Origin of the sequence: Ruminococcus sp. OA3 (assembly GCF_022440845.1) — a bacterium.
Taxonomy (GTDB): domain Bacteria; phylum Bacillota; class Clostridia; order Lachnospirales; family Lachnospiraceae; genus Ruminococcus_G.
This window is the reverse complement of sequence record NZ_JAKNTO010000001.1, coordinates 527,806-546,280: the sequence shown is the minus strand read 5'-3', so window position 1 is coordinate 546,280 and position 18,475 is coordinate 527,806. Positions and strand designations below refer to the sequence as shown.

Annotated in this window: 15 protein-coding genes; 13 read left to right on the top strand and 2 right to left on the bottom strand. The window is 47.8% G+C overall.

The features are described from left to right. Positions 1-104 precede the first annotated feature (104 nt). Complete coding sequence (tuf, locus tag MCG98_RS02605) at positions 105-1,298, top strand: elongation factor Tu (protein WP_240300317.1); 1,194 nt, start codon at positions 105-107, stop codon at positions 1,296-1,298. Between the two features lie 186 nt (positions 1,299-1,484). On the opposite strand, the gene MCG98_RS02600 is transcribed toward tuf, so the two are convergent. Both MCG98_RS02600 and MCG98_RS02595 read right to left on the bottom strand, forming a co-directional pair. Then, positions 1,485-2,534: a Gfo/Idh/MocA family oxidoreductase gene (locus MCG98_RS02600; protein WP_240300316.1), complete on the bottom strand. Its 1,050-nt coding sequence runs from the start codon at positions 2,532-2,534 to the stop codon at positions 1,485-1,487. A gap of 5 nt (positions 2,535-2,539) precedes the next feature. Then, a complete protein-coding gene (locus MCG98_RS02595; RefSeq protein ID WP_240300315.1) occupies positions 2,540-3,961 on the bottom strand; it encodes an aldehyde dehydrogenase family protein in 1,422 nt (473 codons plus the stop codon). 445 nt (positions 3,962-4,406) lie between these two features. Between MCG98_RS02595 and MCG98_RS02590 the strand changes: the two genes are divergently transcribed. From MCG98_RS02590 to MCG98_RS02535, 12 genes are all read left to right on the top strand, one after another. Beyond that, positions 4,407-5,363, top strand: coding sequence for a glycyl-radical enzyme activating protein (locus tag MCG98_RS02590; protein WP_240300314.1), 957 nt, complete (start codon positions 4,407-4,409; stop codon positions 5,361-5,363). Continuing rightward, positions 5,335-6,252 carry an AraC family transcriptional regulator gene (locus MCG98_RS02585; protein ID WP_240300313.1) on the top strand — a complete coding sequence of 306 codons (918 nt, stop codon included), beginning with the start codon at positions 5,335-5,337 and terminating at the stop codon, positions 6,250-6,252. The genes MCG98_RS02590 and MCG98_RS02585 overlap by 29 nt, the downstream gene beginning before the upstream one ends. A 77-nt stretch (positions 6,253-6,329) precedes the next feature. After that, a complete protein-coding gene (locus tag MCG98_RS02580; RefSeq protein ID WP_240300312.1) occupies positions 6,330-7,382 on the top strand; it encodes a substrate-binding domain-containing protein in 1,053 nt (350 codons plus the stop codon). Positions 7,383-7,426: 44 nt separating this feature from the next. After that, the gene (locus MCG98_RS02575; protein WP_240300311.1) at positions 7,427-8,959 is read left to right on the top strand and encodes a sugar ABC transporter ATP-binding protein; all 1,533 of its coding nucleotides are present in this window, start codon (positions 7,427-7,429) and stop codon (positions 8,957-8,959) included. Next, positions 8,946-10,112 (top strand): sugar ABC transporter permease, encoded by a 1,167-nt coding sequence (locus MCG98_RS02570; protein WP_240300310.1) that lies wholly within the window; start codon positions 8,946-8,948, stop codon positions 10,110-10,112. The genes MCG98_RS02575 and MCG98_RS02570 overlap by 14 nt, the downstream gene beginning before the upstream one ends. A 25-nt stretch (positions 10,113-10,137) precedes the next feature. Further along, a complete protein-coding gene (locus MCG98_RS02565; RefSeq protein ID WP_240300309.1) occupies positions 10,138-12,429 on the top strand; it encodes a pyruvate formate lyase family protein in 2,292 nt (763 codons plus the stop codon). 17 nt (positions 12,430-12,446) lie between these two features. Further along, complete coding sequence (locus MCG98_RS02560) at positions 12,447-13,469, top strand: alcohol dehydrogenase catalytic domain-containing protein (protein ID WP_240300308.1); 1,023 nt, start codon at positions 12,447-12,449, stop codon at positions 13,467-13,469. 36 nt (positions 13,470-13,505) lie between these two features. Further along, positions 13,506-14,411, top strand: coding sequence for a sugar phosphate isomerase/epimerase family protein (locus MCG98_RS02555; protein ID WP_240300307.1), 906 nt, complete (start codon positions 13,506-13,508; stop codon positions 14,409-14,411). Between the two features lie 28 nt (positions 14,412-14,439). Beyond that, entirely contained in the window at positions 14,440-15,279 is an 840-nt protein-coding gene (locus MCG98_RS02550) for a transketolase (protein WP_240300306.1), read from the top strand. Beyond that, a complete protein-coding gene (locus MCG98_RS02545; RefSeq protein WP_240300305.1) occupies positions 15,279-16,226 on the top strand; it encodes a transketolase family protein in 948 nt (315 codons plus the stop codon). Before MCG98_RS02550 ends, MCG98_RS02545 begins: the two co-directional genes overlap by 1 nt. A 13-nt stretch (positions 16,227-16,239) precedes the next feature. Continuing rightward, positions 16,240-17,016 carry a glucose 1-dehydrogenase gene (locus tag MCG98_RS02540; protein ID WP_240300304.1) on the top strand — a complete coding sequence of 259 codons (777 nt, stop codon included), beginning with the start codon at positions 16,240-16,242 and terminating at the stop codon, positions 17,014-17,016. Between the two features lie 222 nt (positions 17,017-17,238). Further along, the gene (locus MCG98_RS02535) at positions 17,239-18,288 is read left to right on the top strand and encodes a LacI family DNA-binding transcriptional regulator (protein ID WP_240300303.1); all 1,050 of its coding nucleotides are present in this window, start codon (positions 17,239-17,241) and stop codon (positions 18,286-18,288) included. The last annotated feature ends 187 nt before the right edge of the window (positions 18,289-18,475 follow it).

Below are 18,475 nucleotides of genomic sequence, written 5' to 3'. Positions count from 1 at the left end.
GCAAATAGTTCTGATTTGCAATATAATCAAGAATAGTAGGTCTCGTTTGAAACGAAAAAAGAAAAGGCCCACAGGGCGCATGTTTTATAAGGAGGACATTCAAAATGGCTAAAGCTAAATTTGAAAGAACAAAACCGCATTGTAACATTGGTACCATCGGACACGTTGACCATGGTAAAACAACTCTGACAGCTGCTATTACTAAAACTCTTGCAGCAAGAGTAGAAGGTAACACAGCAACAGATTTCGAAAATATTGATAAAGCTCCGGAAGAGAGAGAGCGTGGTATCACAATCTCAACAGCTCACGTTGAGTATGAAACTGAAAATCGTCATTACGCACATGTTGACTGCCCAGGTCATGCTGACTACGTTAAGAACATGATCACAGGTGCAGCTCAGATGGACGGCGCTATCCTTGTAGTAGCTGCAACAGATGGTGTTATGGCTCAGACAAAAGAGCATATCCTTCTGTCCCGTCAGGTAGGCGTTCCTTATATCGTTGTATTCATGAATAAATGTGATATGGTAGACGATGAAGAACTTCTGGAACTGGTAGACATGGAGATCCGTGAACTGCTCAGCGAGTATGAGTTCCCGGGCGATGATACTCCGATTATCCAGGGTTCCGCTCTGAAAGCTCTTGAAGATCCGAATGGAGAATGGGGCGACAAGGTTATGGAACTGATGGCTGCTGTTGACAGCTGGATTCCGGATCCTCAGCGTGACACAGACAAACCGTTTATCATGCCTGTAGAGGATGTTTTCTCTATCACTGGCCGTGGTACAGTTGCAACTGGTAGAGTTGAGGCTGGTGTTCTTCACGTATCTGAAGAAGTTGAAATCGTTGGTATCAAAGAAGAAACACGTAAAGTTGTTGTAACTGGAATCGAAATGTTCCGTAAACTGTTAGATGAGGCTCAGGCTGGTGATAACATCGGTGCTCTTCTGCGTGGTGTTCAGAGAACTGAAATCGAAAGAGGACAGGTTCTTGCTAAACCGGGTTCCATCAAATGCCATACAAAATTTACAGCTCAGGTTTACGTTCTGACAAAAGATGAAGGTGGACGTCATACTCCATTCTTCAACAACTACAGACCTCAGTTCTACTTCCGTACAACTGATGTTACTGGAGTTATCTCTCTGCCGGAAGGTACAGAAATGTGCATGCCTGGTGATAACGTAGAAATGACAATCGAACTGATTCACCCGATCGCTATGGATCAGGGTCTTACATTCGCTATCCGTGAGGGTGGACGTACTGTAGGTTCAGGTCGTGTTGCTTCAATCATCGAGTAGGCATTGAACACTTAATAAGTGCATAGCACGAATTTAGTGAGAAAGCCGTTCTTTGAGCAAAGCGAAAAGAACTACCTTATATAAATATAGAGTACCGAAAGGTACATTGTGTCCAAGCGTAAGATGCCCCGGAACCGTAAGGTTTCCGGGGTTTTTCTGTTGTGTAAAGGAGACGGAGAGAATTGATTAAGTATTGGTTTTCAGGAGAGATGCTTCAGACTGAGTATTTTTGATTGCATCAATTACTTCCATAACATGAACTGCGGTTTTGGCATTTTCGTAGGAATAGCTGCCGGATAAAATATTTTCTGACATGACAGATATCCCAAGCCCTCTGCAGTTTCCGTTATTTTTAAACAGTAAGGGCAGTTCGATACCGGGAGCTCCGTCTCTGTATAAAAGAACAGGCCCGCCGAACGTATCTGGATCCGGAAGAAATAATGTTCCGGTTGTACCGTAGACTTCGATATGAGAAGAGTGTGAGGAATGTACATCGAAGGAAGTCAGGAGCATTCCGAGTATATGGCTTTTAAATTCCAGTAATGCAGTGATATAAGTAGGAGTTTCAACAGAGATCACCTGTCCCTGCAGGGGACCTCTGGAGATTGTCTTTGCAGGCATGGGTGTAAGACTCATGCCTGCTGCTTTATGTACGGGACCAAAGAGTTTGATAAGCGATGACAGATAATATGGTCCCATATCCATTAACGGTCCGCCGCCATCTTTAAAAAGAAAGCGGGGGTTGGGATGCCAGTTTTCTACTCCTCTTTTGGCAAGGTGGGCGCGGAAGCCAAATACTGTTCCGATGATTCCCTCTTCAATATACCGGGCACCGCTTTTGGCACCCTCACCTAATACAGTATCGGGGGCACAGTAAAGAAGTACCTGCTTTTTGACTGCGAGATTTAACAGCTCAAGTGACTGACTGTGCGAAAGCGCCAATGGTTTTTCGCTATAGACATGCTTTCTTCTTTCCAGTGCCTGTCTCGTATACTCATAATGAGCAGCGGGTGCAGTCAGATTTAGTACAATATCAACATGCTTATCATTTAATAAAGCGTCATACGTGTTGTATACGTGAGGGATAGAGAAGTCCCTGGCAAATTTAAGCGCTTTGTCATGCTGACGTCCAAATACGCCCCAAATATTTAATGTATGAAAATATTGACGTATGTTTTGGATGTAAAGAGGAGCGATATTGCCATAGCCAATGATTGCAATATTGAGACTGTTCATATCCGTTATTTCTGTATCCCTTTAAATACGATTGATTTTGTCCGCATCATTTCTTTTAAAGTCTCTAAAAGTCCCTCTGTCCCGATTCCGCTCATCTTATGACCGCCGAAAGGCATATGAATGGTCCGGAACATACCGGTTCCGTTGATCACAGCTCCGCCTGCATTCATTTGTTTTGCAACCCGGAGCGCGCGTGTCATATCCTTAGTAATCACGCCGCTTGACAGTCCGTATGAGGACTGATTTAAAATATCGAGCGCCTCCATTTCGGTATCAAATCCAATCACCGGAAATACCGGTCCAAAGATTTCCATATCTTTTGCCACATCCATATCCCTGGTTACTCCGGTTAAAATAGTCGGGGGATAAAAGGTACTGTCAAAACGTTTTCCTCCGCAGATACAGGAAGCACCTGCAGCAATAATTTCATCTACCTGGGCTTCCACATCCTTAGCGGCTTTTTCGCTGATGAGGCAGCTGAGGTCAGAGGCGGGATCGCAGGGATCACCAATGTTCAGCCTGGAGACCCGAAGGGACAGCTTTTCCACAAATTCGTCATAGATACTGTTCTGTACAATATAGCGTTTTGGAGCACAGCAGACCTGTCCGCAGTTGTAGATACGCCCGGCGACGGCTTCTTCCACGGCAAGATCCAGATCGGCGTCCTCGAAAATAATGACGCCGTCATTGCCGCCCAGTTCCATAAAAGTACGGGTCATGTTTTTCGCGGCGTGCTCCATAATATCAATCCCAACGGCGGTGCTGCCTGTGAGGCTGATCGCATTGACACGGGGAGAATCCGCGATTGCCCGTCCTACAGTCCCGCCGCTTCCGGTAATAACCTGCAGTGCACCGGAGGGTATTCCGCTTCCCAGAAGCACTTCTGTCATATATATGGTGGCAAGCGGTGTGTCAGACGCCGGTTTGACGAGGACGGCATTTCCGGCTGCCAGGGCAGGGCCTGCCTTATGCCCGTACATTTCAATGGGAAAGTTAAACGGATTAATGCATGCGACCACACCCAGCGGCTCATAATTGACCGTTATGAAATCCTCCGTTCCGGGCAGCACATGACCGTACATGTATTTTGCCTGTTCTGCATATCCGCGAAATAACTGAGATGCCAGGTCCACGCAGCCCAGAGACTGCTGATACGGTTTGCCTGTTTCGGCCGTGAGTAATTTAGCGATGTTCGCCTGTTCTTCCATCAAAGCATCGGCAGCTTTAAATAAAACAGCAGCACGTTCTTCGGCTGTTTTCGATCCCCAGATGACGGCGCCCTCCTGAGCGTAAGCCAACGCCCGGTCAACATCCTCGCTGGTTGCGCTGGGAACGGTGTCGATGACTTCATGTGTCACAGGGTTTAATACGTCGATGGTTCTGCCGCTTGCTGCATCCGTTTTCTGTCCGCAAACAATCATTTTCATAGTTTTGCTACCTCCGTTTTTATTATTCATAATTTATTGATATCTCTATCATGTAGAAAATGCCGTATCAGCACAAGGCATAAATTAGCTTTGTATAGTACAAAATTATCCTGATGAAAAATAAGCAAAAAAGATAATTTTTAATTTGAAAAGAGCAATGACAAAAACAGAAAAGGCAACGGAAACAAATTCAGAATATAAAAATACGGGGTATTAATAGAAAATATCCCCAAAAATCAGGAAAAATGAGGTGTAAATTATGCATAAATACAGTAAAGACGTTGGACCTGAAAAAGTACAATGATAATTTTGTAAAGATAAAAAGCTAATATTGTATTATTGGAAGCTAATATAAGCACTATCCAGTGGGAAAAGAAGTGTATTATAATTGACTCAACAAAAGATAGAATTGTTTTAAAATAAAACGGGACAAGGAAATATGATTATGAACGAAATAAGAACATACAATCAAAAAGACATGGCCTGTATCACAGATATTCAGAAATTTTCTGTTCATGACGGTCCGGGGATTCGCAGCATTGTATTTTTTAAAGGATGTCCTATGCGCTGTAAATGGTGTCAGAATCCGGAGACGCAGAGCCCGAATCCGGAGCTTATGATTTCATCTGATGTCTGCCAGGGGTGCGGGAAATGTATCGGGATATGCCCGAAAGGCGCAATCAAACTGACGGAACGAGGTCTGATATATGACAGGGATCAATGTATTGCCTGTGGAAAATGTGCAGATCTGTGCGGACCGGAAGCCAGAAAACTGGTGGGAAAGATGATGCTGTTTGATGAGGTTTTGGAGATGGTGCTGGCAGACCGGGTGTTTTACAAGAATACCGGCGGGGGCCTTACGGTAAGCGGCGGAGAACCAACCATGCAGCCTGAATTTGTTGCCCGGCTGCTGAAAGCGGTGAAGGCAGAGGGCATCAATACCGCGATGGAAACCTGCGGCATGTGCAGTCCGGAAATTTTTAAGAAGGTCATAAAGGATTGTGACTTACTGCTGTATGATGTAAAGCACACAGATGCTCAGATACATAAAAAGTATACCGGATTTGAAAATAAGGTGATATTGGATAATCTGCAAAGTGCTGCTGATCAGGGAAAGAATATTATCATCCGCATTGCACTGATTCCGGGAGTGAACGACACGGAGGAAAATATAAAGGAAACCGTCAGACTGGCCCTCTGGCACAGGGCAAAAGAAATACATGTGCTCCCATTTCACCAGATGGGGCAGAGCAAATGGCACAGTCTTGATAAAACATATGAGTATGAAGAGGCTGTACTTCCCACACAGGACGTCATTGATAAGGCCGTAAATATACTGGAATGTTCCGGGATTCCTGTAAATGTAGGAGGTCATGGTGAATATAAATGGTTATCGGTTTGAGGCCGTACACGGGCGGGCAGCCTTTGCAAAAAACGAGCCTATTACAGAAGAAGGAAAATTTGAAACCCTGCAGTTTCCGGTCCGGATGTTTCTGGATGAGCGGGTGGATGGAGATGATATTCTGCCTCATATGCATAAAGCGATTGAGATCTTGTGTATTATTTCCGGGGAAATACAGGTTGTCGTAAATGGTGATAGTCATCAGATGAAAGAAAACAGTATTGTGGTTCTGAATTCTTATGATGTTCATGCGTTTAGTGGAAAAGAAGCGTACTATTATGTGATACAGGCAGAGCCGACGCTGTTGAACAGTTTTGATGTGAACCTGCAGCAGTATATGCCGGCAGATGGAGACAAATTCCTAAAGGCGGAAGACGGGGAAACAATGGAACTGAGAAAGACGATCAGCAGTGCTTTTGAGTATGGAAAAAACGGTGAAAAAGCAGCGCAGATCGGAATGATCGCTGAAATCTTCAGTGTGTTTGCACAGATTATGGCGTACACAGAGGCGCGGGGGGATTATCTGGAACAGCCGGGGCATGAACAGAATCTGGCAAAACGGCTGCAGGACGTATTTGCCTATGTGGAAGTACATAGCGCCAATGATATCCCGGTGGATGAGATTTCCAGACATGTGAACCTGACAAAAAATTATTTTTGCAGATTTTTTAAGCGGATGACGGGCATGACATTTGTGGAGTACCTGAATCAGTACCGCTGCAAAAGAGCTGAGGAGCTGATGGTGGATATGGATATCTCCATCACGGAGATCGCGCTGCAGGTGGGATTCAAAAGCCTGTCATATTTTAACAAAACGTACAAAAAGCTTCGTGGGGAGACACCCAGCGAAAAGCGCAGCCGGATTCTGCGCAGCCGCTTTGAGCGGTAGTGATGCGGTGCAACAATGGTATTAGGTGGGACGTCACATAAAATACAAACAAAAACTATAGAAAGCGAGGAAAGAAAATGAAAAGAAGGTTGAAAAAATTAACAGCGCTGGTGTTGGGGGTCAGTGTATGTGCCATGCTGATGAGCGGGTGTGGAAAAAGTACGGCATCAGTTGACGCATCGTCGGAGAACGGGGGATCAGAAAAAACAGGCGGTATTACCATTGGGCTGGCACTTCCCACCGCCCAGGAAGAAATCTGGGTGACCCATGCCGAGAATCTGCAGAAAGCTGCCGAAGATCTGGGTTATGAAACGATTTTACAGGTGGCTAACGGTGATACGGACAAACAATTTTCTCAGGTTGAAAATCTTCTGACAACGGGCATCGATGTACTCGTGCTTGCGGCATGCGATCCGGGTTCCACGGGTAATATCGTACAGAGAGCGGCAGCTGAGGGTGTAAAGGTGATTGGTTACGACCGTGTATGGGCCGGTGATCCTTACGACCTGTATGTAACTTTTGATAATGTAGCCGTCGGAAGATCCATGGCAGAGTATGCGGTGGAGATGGCTCCAAAAGGTAATTACACACTTCTCGGAGGGGACGTGGTAAATCAGCCGGCAACCAATGAGATCCATCAGGGCTGGATGGAAGTGCTTCAAAGCTATGTGGATTCGGGGGATATCACCATTGTTTCCGATCAGAACTGCAAGAACTGGGCATCCGACGAAGGGCTTGCCCATGCAGAAAATGCACTGACAGCCAACCATAATGAGATGGCAGCCGTACTCTGTGCCAATGACGGTATCGCAGGCGGTGCAGTGCAGGCGCTGGAATCTGCAGGCCTTGCGGGAAGTACACTTGTGACGGGACAGGATTCCGAACTGGCAGCAGCTCAGAGAATTGTCGCAGGAACACAGACCATCACCTTGTACAAAGCATCTGATGAACTTGCCAAAGCCACCATTGAAGCGGCGGGGCTGCTTGCGAAGGGTGAAGAGGTTAAGGCAAGCGGTGACTATGAAGGTATTCCGATGCTGTCCCTGCCTCCGACGGTTGTTGATAAAGAACATCTGGATGAAATTTTAATTGACAGCGGATATATGAGCAAAGACGAAGTCTATGAATAGCTGAGGTTGAAGGGCCGGTACGTGAAGGGAAAGGGGTGAAATGTTTGCCAGAATATATTCTTGAGATGCAGGAGATTACAAAAAGTTTTCCGGGGGTGCTTGCGCTGGATCGGGTATCCTTTCGGGTGGCAGCAGGAGAAGTCCATGCATTAGTAGGGGAAAACGGTGCTGGTAAATCTACGCTTATGAAGGTTCTGAGCGGAGTTTATCAGAAAGATTCTGGGAAATTGCTTTTGGAGGGAACAGAATGTATATTTCGCGGGGTAAAAGAAAGTGAAGAAGCTGGTGTTGCCATTGTTCATCAGGAGCTTAACATTGTAAAAAATCTGACAGTATGTGAAAATATTTTCCTCGGTAATGAGATGAAGAGGAATGGCATCATTGACTGGGAGCATCAGTATTTGAAGGCAAAAGAACTTCTCGATATGGTAGGGCTGCAGGTCAGTCCCGCCACTTTGGCAAACGAACTCAGTCCAGGGCAGCAGCAGATGCTGGAAATCGTGAGGGCCATCAACAAAAACGTAAAGGCATTGATTTTTGATGAGCCGACGTCGTCCCTGACGGATCAGGAAACCGAGGTACTTCTGACATTGATCCTGAAGCTTCAGAGGCAGGGAGTGTCCATCATCTATATCTCCCATAAGCTGAGCGAAGTTTTTCAGATTGCGAATACCGTTACCGTTCTGCGGGATGGAAAAACAATTGTGACGAAATCAATCCGTGACATTGACGAAGGGGAACTGATTGCATATATGGTTGGGCGGGAGCTGACGAACCTGTATCCGGAGTCCACGCATCAGGTACTTAAAGAGACTGCGTTGGAGGTGCAGGACTGGTCCGTTATAAATGAGAGTATACCAGGCAAAATGCTGCTGAACAAAATCAGTATTCACGCAAACCGGGGAGAAATTCTTGGGATTGCTGGATTAATGGGAGCAGGAAGGACGGAACTGGCCTTAAGCCTGTTCGGGGCAGCCTGTAAGCCGGTTTCCGGCACCTTGAAAATAAACGGACAGGAGAAGAAAATACATAGTCCGAAAGAGGCGATTGAAAACGGTATCAGCTATGTTACCGAGGACCGAAAGAAGCTGGGACTGGTGCTGAACAATTCCATACGTGCCAATATTGCACTGCCCAACTTTAACAAGCTGGCCAGGTTTGGGATCATCAATAACAATAAGGAAATTCAGGAGGTCGCCAGATTTTCAAAGGAACTTCAGGTGAAGACGCCGTCCATCATGCAGCTGACCAGGAACTTAAGCGGGGGGAACCAGCAGAAGGTGATTCTGGCAAAGTGGCTGATGACAGATCCGGACATTCTGATTGTGGATGAGCCCACCCGCGGCATCGATGTGGGGGCAAAGTATGAGATCTATACGATTATGGACAAACTGGCGGCACAGGGAAAATGTGTGATTGTCATTTCTTCCGAGATGCCTGAGATTATTGGAATCTGCGACCGGGTGTATGTGATGAACGAGGGCAGAATCGTAGGCGAGCTGAATAAGCAGGAATGTATTTCACAGACGGAAATCATGAGGTGTATACAGGGAGGGACGACGGATGCAAATTCATGAGTTTTTAAGTTCTAAAGTAAAAAATAATATTACGCAGGTGATGCTGCTGATAGAAACCATTATTATCTTCGGTGTGTTTCAGATCCTGACACATGGGACGTTCCTGACATCAAGGAATCTGACCAATATCATGATGCAGGGCTGTGTCTATTCCATTATGGGTATCGGAATTGTGTTTGTGATGGTATCCGGCAACATGGATCTGTCGGGAGGCTCGGTGCTGGGTCTTCTGGCAGCGCTGGGAGCTGTAATGCAGGTGAACGGCTGCGGGACCATCGTGACGATACTGGCGATGCTTGCCGGGGGCGTTGTGATTGGAGCATGGCAGGGGTATTGGGTCTCCTACCGAAATCTGCCCTCCTTCATTGTAACTCTCGCGGGAATGCTGATGTTCCGGGGGTTATGCCTCTGGGTGGGCGGCGGCGCCACGGTTGGGCCGGTCAGCAAATCCTTCGGAATGATCGGTGCGGCTTATCTGCCCACCATCTTTTCCGATTCCATTCACGACACGACATTGATTCTGATTCTGCTGGCGGCTTTGCTGATTGTGATCCTGATGGTTCGCTCCAGAAAAAATGCCAGAAAGTTCTCGCTTCCCATGGAAAGCAACGGGAAATTTATCGCAAAGGTTGTTGCCATCATCGCCGCGCTGCTGCTGGTCTATCTGATCCTGAATTCCTACCAGGGACTGCCCTATGCGCTGCTGCTTCTGGCGGTGCTGGGCTGTGTCTTCAGCTATGTGGCAAAGAATACCGTATTCGGCCGGTACATATTTTCCATCGGTGGCAACAGCGAGGCGACGCGGCTTGCAGGCATCAATGTAAAAAAAGTGGTGTTCCAGGTCTATATCCTGATGGGTTTTCTGGTGGCAATCGCCAGTATCGTTTATCTCGGGCGTGTGGGACAGGCGACTGCTTCTGCGGGAAAGGATTTTGAGTTCAGTGCGATTACGGGATGTATCGTGGGCGGTGTCAGTACCCTGGGCGGTATCGGTTCGATACCCTACGCTATTCTCGGAACGATCCTGATGACGGGTCTCGACAACGGGATGAGCCTGATGAATCTGGGTTCCATGCATCAATATATTGTACGCGGTCTTGTTCTGCTGTTTGCGGTAGCCATCGATGTGGCCTCCAAGAGCAAGAATTCATAGATATAAAATCAAGGAGGAATATAAGTTGACAAGAATTGAAAAAATTAAGAAACGATTGTTTGAAGTGGAGTATTACACCAAAAAAGAGTGGTGGGGATCTGACAAGACAATCCTGACAAACGATGACATCAAAAAAGAATCTGTGATGATCCGCAAAGCGGTAGCGACGGCTTATGTGTGTGAAAACATGCCTGTTGAAGTGAAACCGGATGAGCTGATTGTGGGGATTGCAGCCATGGCGTCCATCGGTTTCGGAAAAGAATTTCCGGACTATGCACTGCCGGAAGAAAAGGAAAAGGCATCTGCAAGCTGCTTTACGACAAAAGCTCCATGGGGCCATCATCCGCCGGATTATGGCATGGTTTTAAACAGAGGACTGCGGGGCATCCAGTCGGACATCTATGCCAGGATCGATGAAGAATGCAGCAAAGAACAGCCGGATCAGGAGAGAATGGATTTCTTTCGAGCCATGCTCATTACTCTGGACGGGGTGGCGGCACTTGCCGGCCGCTACGCGGATCTGACTATCAAATGTGCGAATGAAGAAACAGATCCCGTCCGCCGCAGAGAACTGATGGAAATCTCAAGAATTTGCAGAAAAGTGCCGATGGAACCGGCAGAAACGCTGCAGGAAGCACTGCAGAGCTTCTGGTTTGTGTTTATCGCGAATCACAGCACCATGGAATATATTCCCACAGGACGATCCGATCAGTATCTGTACCCATTCTATCAGCATGACGTGGAACAGGGGATCCTGACAGCGGAACAGGCAGACGAACTGGTGGGAAGCTGGCTGGCGAAATTCAGTGAACGTGTACAGCTCAACCAGGATCACTGGGAAGTGCATATGACGGAGGAAGAGCAGGGAGACGGCGGAGATCCGGAGGATATGGCAGTATCGTTCGTGATGGAAAATGACGAAAGCTACAATTATGGAACTTCGGCAAACCATTGGCTGATCAATATGATTCTCGGCGGGGTAACGCCTTCCGGTGAAGACGCAACCAATGATATGACGTATTCCATTCTGAAAATGTGGGGCTATCTGGAACCGGTGGTACCGGTATTGTCGGTCAGGCTCCATGAGGATGCACCGAAGAAACTCTATGAAGAATGTGCGAAAATTCTGCGCAAAGGCTCCGGGGAACCGGCATTATATAATGATGCAACTGTGATTAAAGGCCTGACGGAGATGGGAATTCCACTTGAGGATGCAAGGGATTATTCCAATGACGGCTGCTGGGAAGTACTGATTCCCGGTAAATCCTATTTCTCCTATGCCCATGTAGAACTGCTTCAGATGCTGGAATACGTGCTGCAGCACGGCATGAGCCTGGCGAGAAACAAAAAAGAGAACGAGGATCTGGGGGAGTTAAGCCAGTACAAGAGCTTTGATGATTTCTATGCTGCGGTGATGCAGCTGGTGGATATCCAAATCGGGCGCATCCTGAGAAATAAAGTAGAGTATTATCATGACCGCTATAAGATTGCTCCTTCACCGCTTTTGTCTTCCATGATGCATGACTGTGTGGAGCGAGGAATGGACCTCTCCCTGGACGGAACAAAGTACAACCTGTACTCCTTTATCATTACCGGTATCGCCAACTTTACGGACTCCATGCTGGCGATCAAAAAGCTGGTCTATGAGTCGGGTGAACTGACCCTGGAACAGGTGGCAGAGCTCTGCCGCAGCAATTTCAAAGGGGAAGAGGCGCTCCGTCAGAGAATTATCAATAAGATACCGAAGGTCGGAAATGACAACGACGAGGTGGATGAGCTGATGGTACGGACGCTGAACGACTGTTATGAGCTGGTGATCAAGAAGCAGGAAGAAGGAAAATCCGGTAACCTTAAGCTGTGCTGCGGCATCGGAACCTTTGAAAATTATGCAAGGTTCGGTCACAATGTAGGGGCCTCCCCCGATGGCAGAATGAGTCAGGAATCCATCAGCAGCAATTATTCTCCGGCGCTGGGCCTTGATCTGAAGGGACCGACAGCGGCGATCAAATCTGCAACCAAGGAGCAGCTGTATAAATTCGTTACCGGATGCCCGCTGGATATGCAGATCAACTCCAACGAGGTGGAGGGTGATGAAGGAATCGCCAGAATGGTCGGGCTGATGAAATCCTTCTGTGATCTGGGCGGCCATATCATGACGCTCACCGGCGTCAGCAGCGAGATGCTGGAGGATGCACAGAAGAATCCGATGAAACATCAGGGACTTCGCGTGCGTATGGGCGGCTTATCGGCTTACTTTATCCAGCTTTCCAGGGAAATGCAGGACACCATGATTAAACGAATCAAGCATACAGCGTGATCAGACAGGAGTAAAAGATGAAAGCAGCAGTGTTAACCGATTGGAACCATCTGGAAATAAAAGAGGTTCCCGACCTATCGTTGGGGGACCAGGAAGTATTGATTCGTGTGGCTTACACGGGAATCTGTGGTTCCGATATTCATTCTTTTGTGGGCAGGCATCCGTTGGCCCATAAGGGCATGATCCTGGGGCACGAATTTTCCGGTACTGTGGAAAAGACCGGCCCGAGGTGTGAAGAGATCCCAGCAGGTGCCAAGGTATGTGCCCATATCATCCAGCCCTGTGGGCACTGTGATGCCTGTAAAAAAGGGAATTTTAATCTCTGCCGTTCGTTGAAGGTTCTGGGGACCCAGGTGGAAGGAACCTTCGCAGAATATGTGAAAGTGAGAAAAGAACGTGTACTTCTTTTGCCGGAGACAGCGGACTTAAAAGCCTGCGCCATGGCAGAACCCCTGGCGGTAGGTGTCTACGCCGCAGGCAGATTTGATGTCAAGATTTCAGACCGGGTACTGGTGCTGGGCGCCGGACCAATCGGGTTATGCTGTGCACTGGCGGCTCAAAAAGCGGGAGCCTGCCAGGTGGTATTAAGCGAAGTGGCTGAGAAAAGGATCCAGTTCGCTAAAGACATGGGTTTTGAAGTCATCGATTCCAGGAAGAAAAATCTGGAGGAAGAGGCGGAGCGCATCACAGAGGGAGCTGGTTTTGACTATCTGTTTGAGACATCGGGGGTTCCGGTCTCCACGGAACTGCTGACGAAGGTGGGCGCCGTCCGGGGATCTGCCGTGATGGTTGCTTATGCTAAAGAGCCGCGTCCGATTGACACCTGGAATCTGATGCGCAAAGAAATTCAGATCAGTTCCATCCGGGTCCACACACAGCCCGCCTATGAGGCGGCGGTCCGAATGATCTTGTCGGATGAAAAGCTGAGTGGTCAGCTGCTCCACATGATCACCGGAGAGTTTGCATTTGCTGAAATACAAAAAGCTTTTACCGAATGTGTAAACGGACAGGAGCATTGTAAAATTATCGTTAAGATGTAAAACCGTAGACGAGGGAAGAAGAAAGAAGTGACTCATATGAATAAAATTGGACTGCACATCGGCTACTGGTGGGGAACCGGTGAGGAGCATGATATTTTTAATATGTTGGAGTTGACCCATCATGCGGGGCTGGATGTGATTGAGATTAATCCGGACTGGCTGATGCGGATGACCGAAAGTGAATGCAGAGAATTTACAGAAAAGCTGGACGCATATCACATGTCAGCCACGTTAAACGGTGGGCTGACAGCGGAAAACGATATTGCATCCGATTCCGCAAGTGCGAGAAGTGCGGGGATTGAGTTCTGTAAACGAGTTTTGGATAAAATGCCCAAGCTGGGGCTTACAGTATGGTCGGGCTGCAATTATTCCGAATGGCTGCGCTGCCCGGATGCATCACAGGATGCACAGGAAGAGAAGAAACGTGCACTTGGTTACTGCAGGGACAGCATGAGAGAGATTATAAAGACTGCGGAGGCAGTGGGGGTGGATTACTGCTTCGAGGTGCTGAACCGGTTTGAACAGTTCCTGTTCAACACATCGTCGGAGGCCGTGGCCTTTGCAGAGAGCGTGGGGAGCGACAGGGCAAAGATTTTGCTGGATTCCTACCATATGAATATTGAGGAGGACGTATCCTCCGCGGCAATTGCTTACGCATGTGCAAAGAGAAGGCTGGGACATTTTCACGTGGGCAGTTCCAACCGGAGGATTCCGGGGCTGGTTGCCGATGACATCAACTGGAATAATCTTGCCAGAGCCTTAAACAGCTCCGGCTATGAGGGAGCCATCGTGATGGAACCGTTTGTGCTGACATCCGCCCATAATGCGAAGCGGACAAGGGTATGGAGAAGCTTAAGCAGCGAGGCCGACCCGTCCAGACTTGTGGCGGATGCCTTTGCGGGCGGCCAATTTCTGAGAAAGGTACTGGCGGATAACCAGTGACGATAGTTGAAAAAGAAAGGAACGTTTTATGAAAAACAGACATTTGGCGCTGACCGCTGCAAAGGCGCGTCTTGGCGCACTTTCGATGATTTACCGCGCGGCGTCCGGACATCCAGGAGGTTCCTTATCCTGTCTGGATCTGATCACGGCACTGTATTTCGAGGAGATGAAGATTGACCCGGAAAATCCCGGGAAAGAGGATCGGGACCGGTTTGTAATGTCAAAAGGGCACTGTTCCCCGGCACTGTATTCCATCCTGGCACTCCGCGGATTTTTTCCGGAGCAGGAGCTTGAAATGTTCCGGAGAGTGGACGGCCATCTGTCCGGCCATGTGGAAATGCACCATGTAAAAGGTGTGGATATGTCCACCGGATCACTGGGACAGGGGATCTCGGCGGCGGTGGGGATGGCCATGGCCGGAAAAAAGAAAAACAGTGATTACCGCGTCTATACCATGTTAGGCGATGGAGAGCTGGATGAGGGTCAGGTCTGGGAGGCGCTGATGGCAGCCCATAAGTACAAGCTTTCCAATCTGTGTGTGATCGTAGACAGCAATGGACTTCAGATAGACGGCACCACGGAGGAGGTGATGCCCACGGAACCGCTGGATAAAAAAATGGAGGCCTTCGGCGCCCATGCCATTGTGATCGACGGGCATAACTTTTCTGAGATAACAGCGGCATTTGCCGAAGCCAGGGAGACACAGGATCAGCCCACCGTCATCATAGCAAGGACGGTGAAGGGAAAAGGGGTCTCCTTTATGGAACATCAGGTCGGCTGGCATGGAAAAGCCCCCGATGAGCAGCAGTATCAAAAAGCCTGCGCGGAACTGGAAGCGCAGATTGCAGAACTAAAGGAGGATTCGTGATGGCAGAAATAATGGCGACCAGAAATGCCTACGGGCAGACACTGGCCAAAATGGGAGACAAGTATCCGGAGCTTATCTGTTTTGACGCTGATCTTGCAGGAGCGACCATGACGAAATTCTTTAAAGAGGCGCACCCGGAACAGTTCTATGACATGGGCATTGCGGAATCCAATATGCAGGGGGCAGCGGCCGGAATGGCGGCGTGCGGCATGAAACCTTTTACGAATTCCTTCGCCATGTTTGCAGCAGGGCGCTCCTTTGAGCAAGTCAGAAATTCTATCGCATATCCGAAGTTAAACGTGAAGATCGTGGGCTCTCACGGAGGACTGTCGGTGGGCGAGGATGGTGCAACCCATCAATGTATTGAAGACTTTGCCTTGATGCGTGCCATACCGGGAATGACGGTGCTCTGTCCCTGCGACTGCAATGAGATGAGACTGGCAGTGGAAGCTCTGGTGGAATACGAGGGACCGGCCTATATGCGGTCTGGGCGGAATCCGGTGGAGACGGTCACGGATACCATCGAAGGATATCGGTTTGAAATTGGAAAAGGCGCGGTGCTGCGGGACGGTACCGACGTCACCATCATAGCCAATGGGATCATGGTACAGATGGCACTCGCAGCAGCGGAGCAGCTGCAGATGAAAGATCTATCTGTCCGTGTCATTGATATGCATACCATAAAACCACTGGATCAGGAGCTCGTGGTAAAAGCGGCGCGGGACACAGGCGCGATTGTGACGACGGAAGAACATACCGTTCTGGGCGGGCTTGGCAGTGCGGTGGCAGAATGCTGTTCGCAGAACTGTCCCATTCCGGTGATCAGGCACGGTGTGAATGATGAATTCGGGCGCAGCGGCAAAGCGGAGGAGGTCCTGAAATGCTATGGACTTACGCCGGAGGTTCTGATGGAGAAAGTTAAGAAGGCTGTCTCCATGAAAAAGTAAAGGAGAAAACCGTATGAGCATTTTGGATTTATTTTCTTTAACGGGAAAAGTGAGCATTATCACAGGCGGGGAACGGGGAATCGGACTTGCCATTGCAAAAGGCCTGGCGGAAGCCGGAAGTGATATTGTGATCGCCGGCATCGATGAACAGAACCTGGAGACAGCGGCAGAGGAGATTCAGGCTCTGGGCGTAACCTGTATGGCCGTAAAGACGGACGTTACCGATGAGGGTCAGGTCAGGGATATGGTAAACGCGGTGTGTGACACCTATGGACATATCGACGTACTAGTCAACAATGCGGGAAGCGGGCGTGGCAAAGCGGCGGAAGAAATGTCAGAAGAAGATTTTAAGTGGGTGATGGATATCAATCTGACCAGCCAGTTCCTGGTCTCAAAGGCGGTTGGAAACGTGATGCTGAGACAGCAGAAGGGCAGCATTGTAAATATTGCGTCCATGTCAGGCGTTATTGCCAACAATCCCCAGCCCCAGTGTAATTACAATACCTCAAAGGCGGGTTCCATCATGCTCACCAAGAGCCTGGCCTGCGAATGGGCCGGGCGCGGAGTGCGAGTCAATGCGATCAATCCCGGTTACACAAAAACCGCATTGATTGAGAAACGGCTCAGCAACGAAGATCCCATTCTGGAAGACTGGCTGCGGTTTACACCGATGCACCGTTTTGGCGTTCCGGAGGAGCTGGTGGGTGCTGCACTGTATCTGGTGTCAGATGCGTCTTCATTTACTACAGGTACGACGATTACGGTGGATGGAGGGTATACCTGCTGGTAACTGTAAAATTCATGATTGAAAACCAAAATTCCATCTGTATGGCGGCTATTTGAAGATGCATCCTAAAGTTCCCTGGCAACCATATATATTTTGTCTTCACTCGAAAGGTACTTCTTTGAGAAGTACCTTTTTTAAATAGAATTTGCATTGCATGAAAAATGGTGAAATGCTATAATCGAATTTAATTAAGTGTGGACAAGCAAGAGTGGAGAGTTATTGAAAATGAGAGAAACAATTACAACAATTGCTGAAAAATCAGGAGTGTCCAAATCAACAGTCGACCGGGCACTGAAGAACCAGCCAGGAGTAAGTCCAGAGACGCGGGAACTTGTTTTGCGTGTGGCCAGTGAATGTGGTTACCGGAAAAATATCGCGGGGAGCGCACTCCGCAGGCAAAATTCACCGGTTGTAATAGCGGTTTTATTCCGGTGGCAGTTATTTGATGAGCAGATAAAAGAAGGTTTGTTTGCGGCTCAGGAAGAATATTACGATTTAGGTGTGCGGCTTCGTTTCTTTGATATGAAACAAGGGGATTACCAGGAGCAATATCAGATTCTGGAATCATTAAAAGAGCAGGATATAAAAGGGATCATATTAAAACCTGTTGATCATCCCGAAATAGTGAAAGTAGTTAATGAATTAGAGTCATTGAATGTTCCGGTTGTCGCGGTCAGTTCGGACCTGCCTTCATCAAAACGTTTTCAGCTTATCGGACAGAATTATTACCGTGCCGGGCGCGTAGCAGGGGAACTGATGGCAACGGCTCTTCACAGTAAAGGGCGCGTTGTTATCTTTCATGAGAGCACTCAATACCACGCATATACAGAACGAGAACGGGGGTTTCAAGCGTTTCTGCAGGAGAATGCAAAGGAAATTCAGGTAAAAGAAATTATCTGTGCTGACGAAGGAAGTTCCGACAATTACCAGCTGGCGCTTAAGTTTCTGCAGGAGAATGCAGAGGTAGAGGGCATCTTATGTACAGGGATCAGTTACCCATTTATAGCCAGAGCAGTACTGGACAGTGGTAATGAAGATGTAACTCTGATTGGATATGATATTTTTGAAGATACGCAGGAATTATTTGAAAAGAGAGCAATCAAATTTGTAATCACTCAGAATCCCTTTCGGGAAGGCTATGAGGCGGTGCGTACGCTGTTTCAATATGTTACAACAGATAATAAGGGCAATGGATCCTCTTATTTTACGACATTGAATATTGTAAATCGGGAAAGTATTGTGGATATTCACAAACAGGAGCTGTTCAAAATTTAAAAAGTTGTATTTTTTTATAAATTTTTCTTGAAATGGGAACGTTCCCGTGGTATACTGACATACAGTTGCTGAAGTTTTATTTTTTTACAGAAAAATGGGAACGTTCCCAATGACGAATCTTATCTTTGCGGAAAAGGACGAGTTTACTTCTGCAAAGTAAGAAATAAAAACAAATGTATAACAGGAG

Bases quoted from the DNA above. Each gene is read 5' to 3' on its own strand.
- MCG98_RS02535 (WP_240300303.1), top strand. From the start codon at position 17,239: ATGAGAGAAACAATTACAACAATTGCTGAAAAATCAGGAGTGTCCAAA.
- tuf (WP_240300317.1), top strand. From the start codon at position 105: ATGGCTAAAGCTAAATTTGAAAGAACAAAACCGCATTGTAACATTGGT.
- MCG98_RS02585 (WP_240300313.1), top strand. From the start codon at position 5,335: ATGGTGAATATAAATGGTTATCGGTTTGAGGCCGTACACGGGCGGGCA.
- MCG98_RS02540 (WP_240300304.1), top strand. From the start codon at position 16,240: ATGAGCATTTTGGATTTATTTTCTTTAACGGGAAAAGTGAGCATTATC.
- MCG98_RS02580 (WP_240300312.1), top strand. From the start codon at position 6,330: ATGAAAAGAAGGTTGAAAAAATTAACAGCGCTGGTGTTGGGGGTCAGT.
- MCG98_RS02560 (WP_240300308.1), top strand. From the start codon at position 12,447: ATGAAAGCAGCAGTGTTAACCGATTGGAACCATCTGGAAATAAAAGAG.
- MCG98_RS02600 (WP_240300316.1), bottom strand. From the start codon at position 2,534: ATGAACAGTCTCAATATTGCAATCATTGGCTATGGCAATATCGCTCCT.
- MCG98_RS02590 (WP_240300314.1), top strand. From the start codon at position 4,407: ATGAACGAAATAAGAACATACAATCAAAAAGACATGGCCTGTATCACA.
- MCG98_RS02545 (WP_240300305.1), top strand. From the start codon at position 15,279: ATGGCAGAAATAATGGCGACCAGAAATGCCTACGGGCAGACACTGGCC.
- MCG98_RS02555 (WP_240300307.1), top strand. From the start codon at position 13,506: ATGAATAAAATTGGACTGCACATCGGCTACTGGTGGGGAACCGGTGAG.
- MCG98_RS02570 (WP_240300310.1), top strand. From the start codon at position 8,946: ATGCAAATTCATGAGTTTTTAAGTTCTAAAGTAAAAAATAATATTACG.
- MCG98_RS02595 (WP_240300315.1), bottom strand. From the start codon at position 3,961: ATGAAAATGATTGTTTGCGGACAGAAAACGGATGCAGCAAGCGGCAGA.
- MCG98_RS02550 (WP_240300306.1), top strand. From the start codon at position 14,440: ATGAAAAACAGACATTTGGCGCTGACCGCTGCAAAGGCGCGTCTTGGC.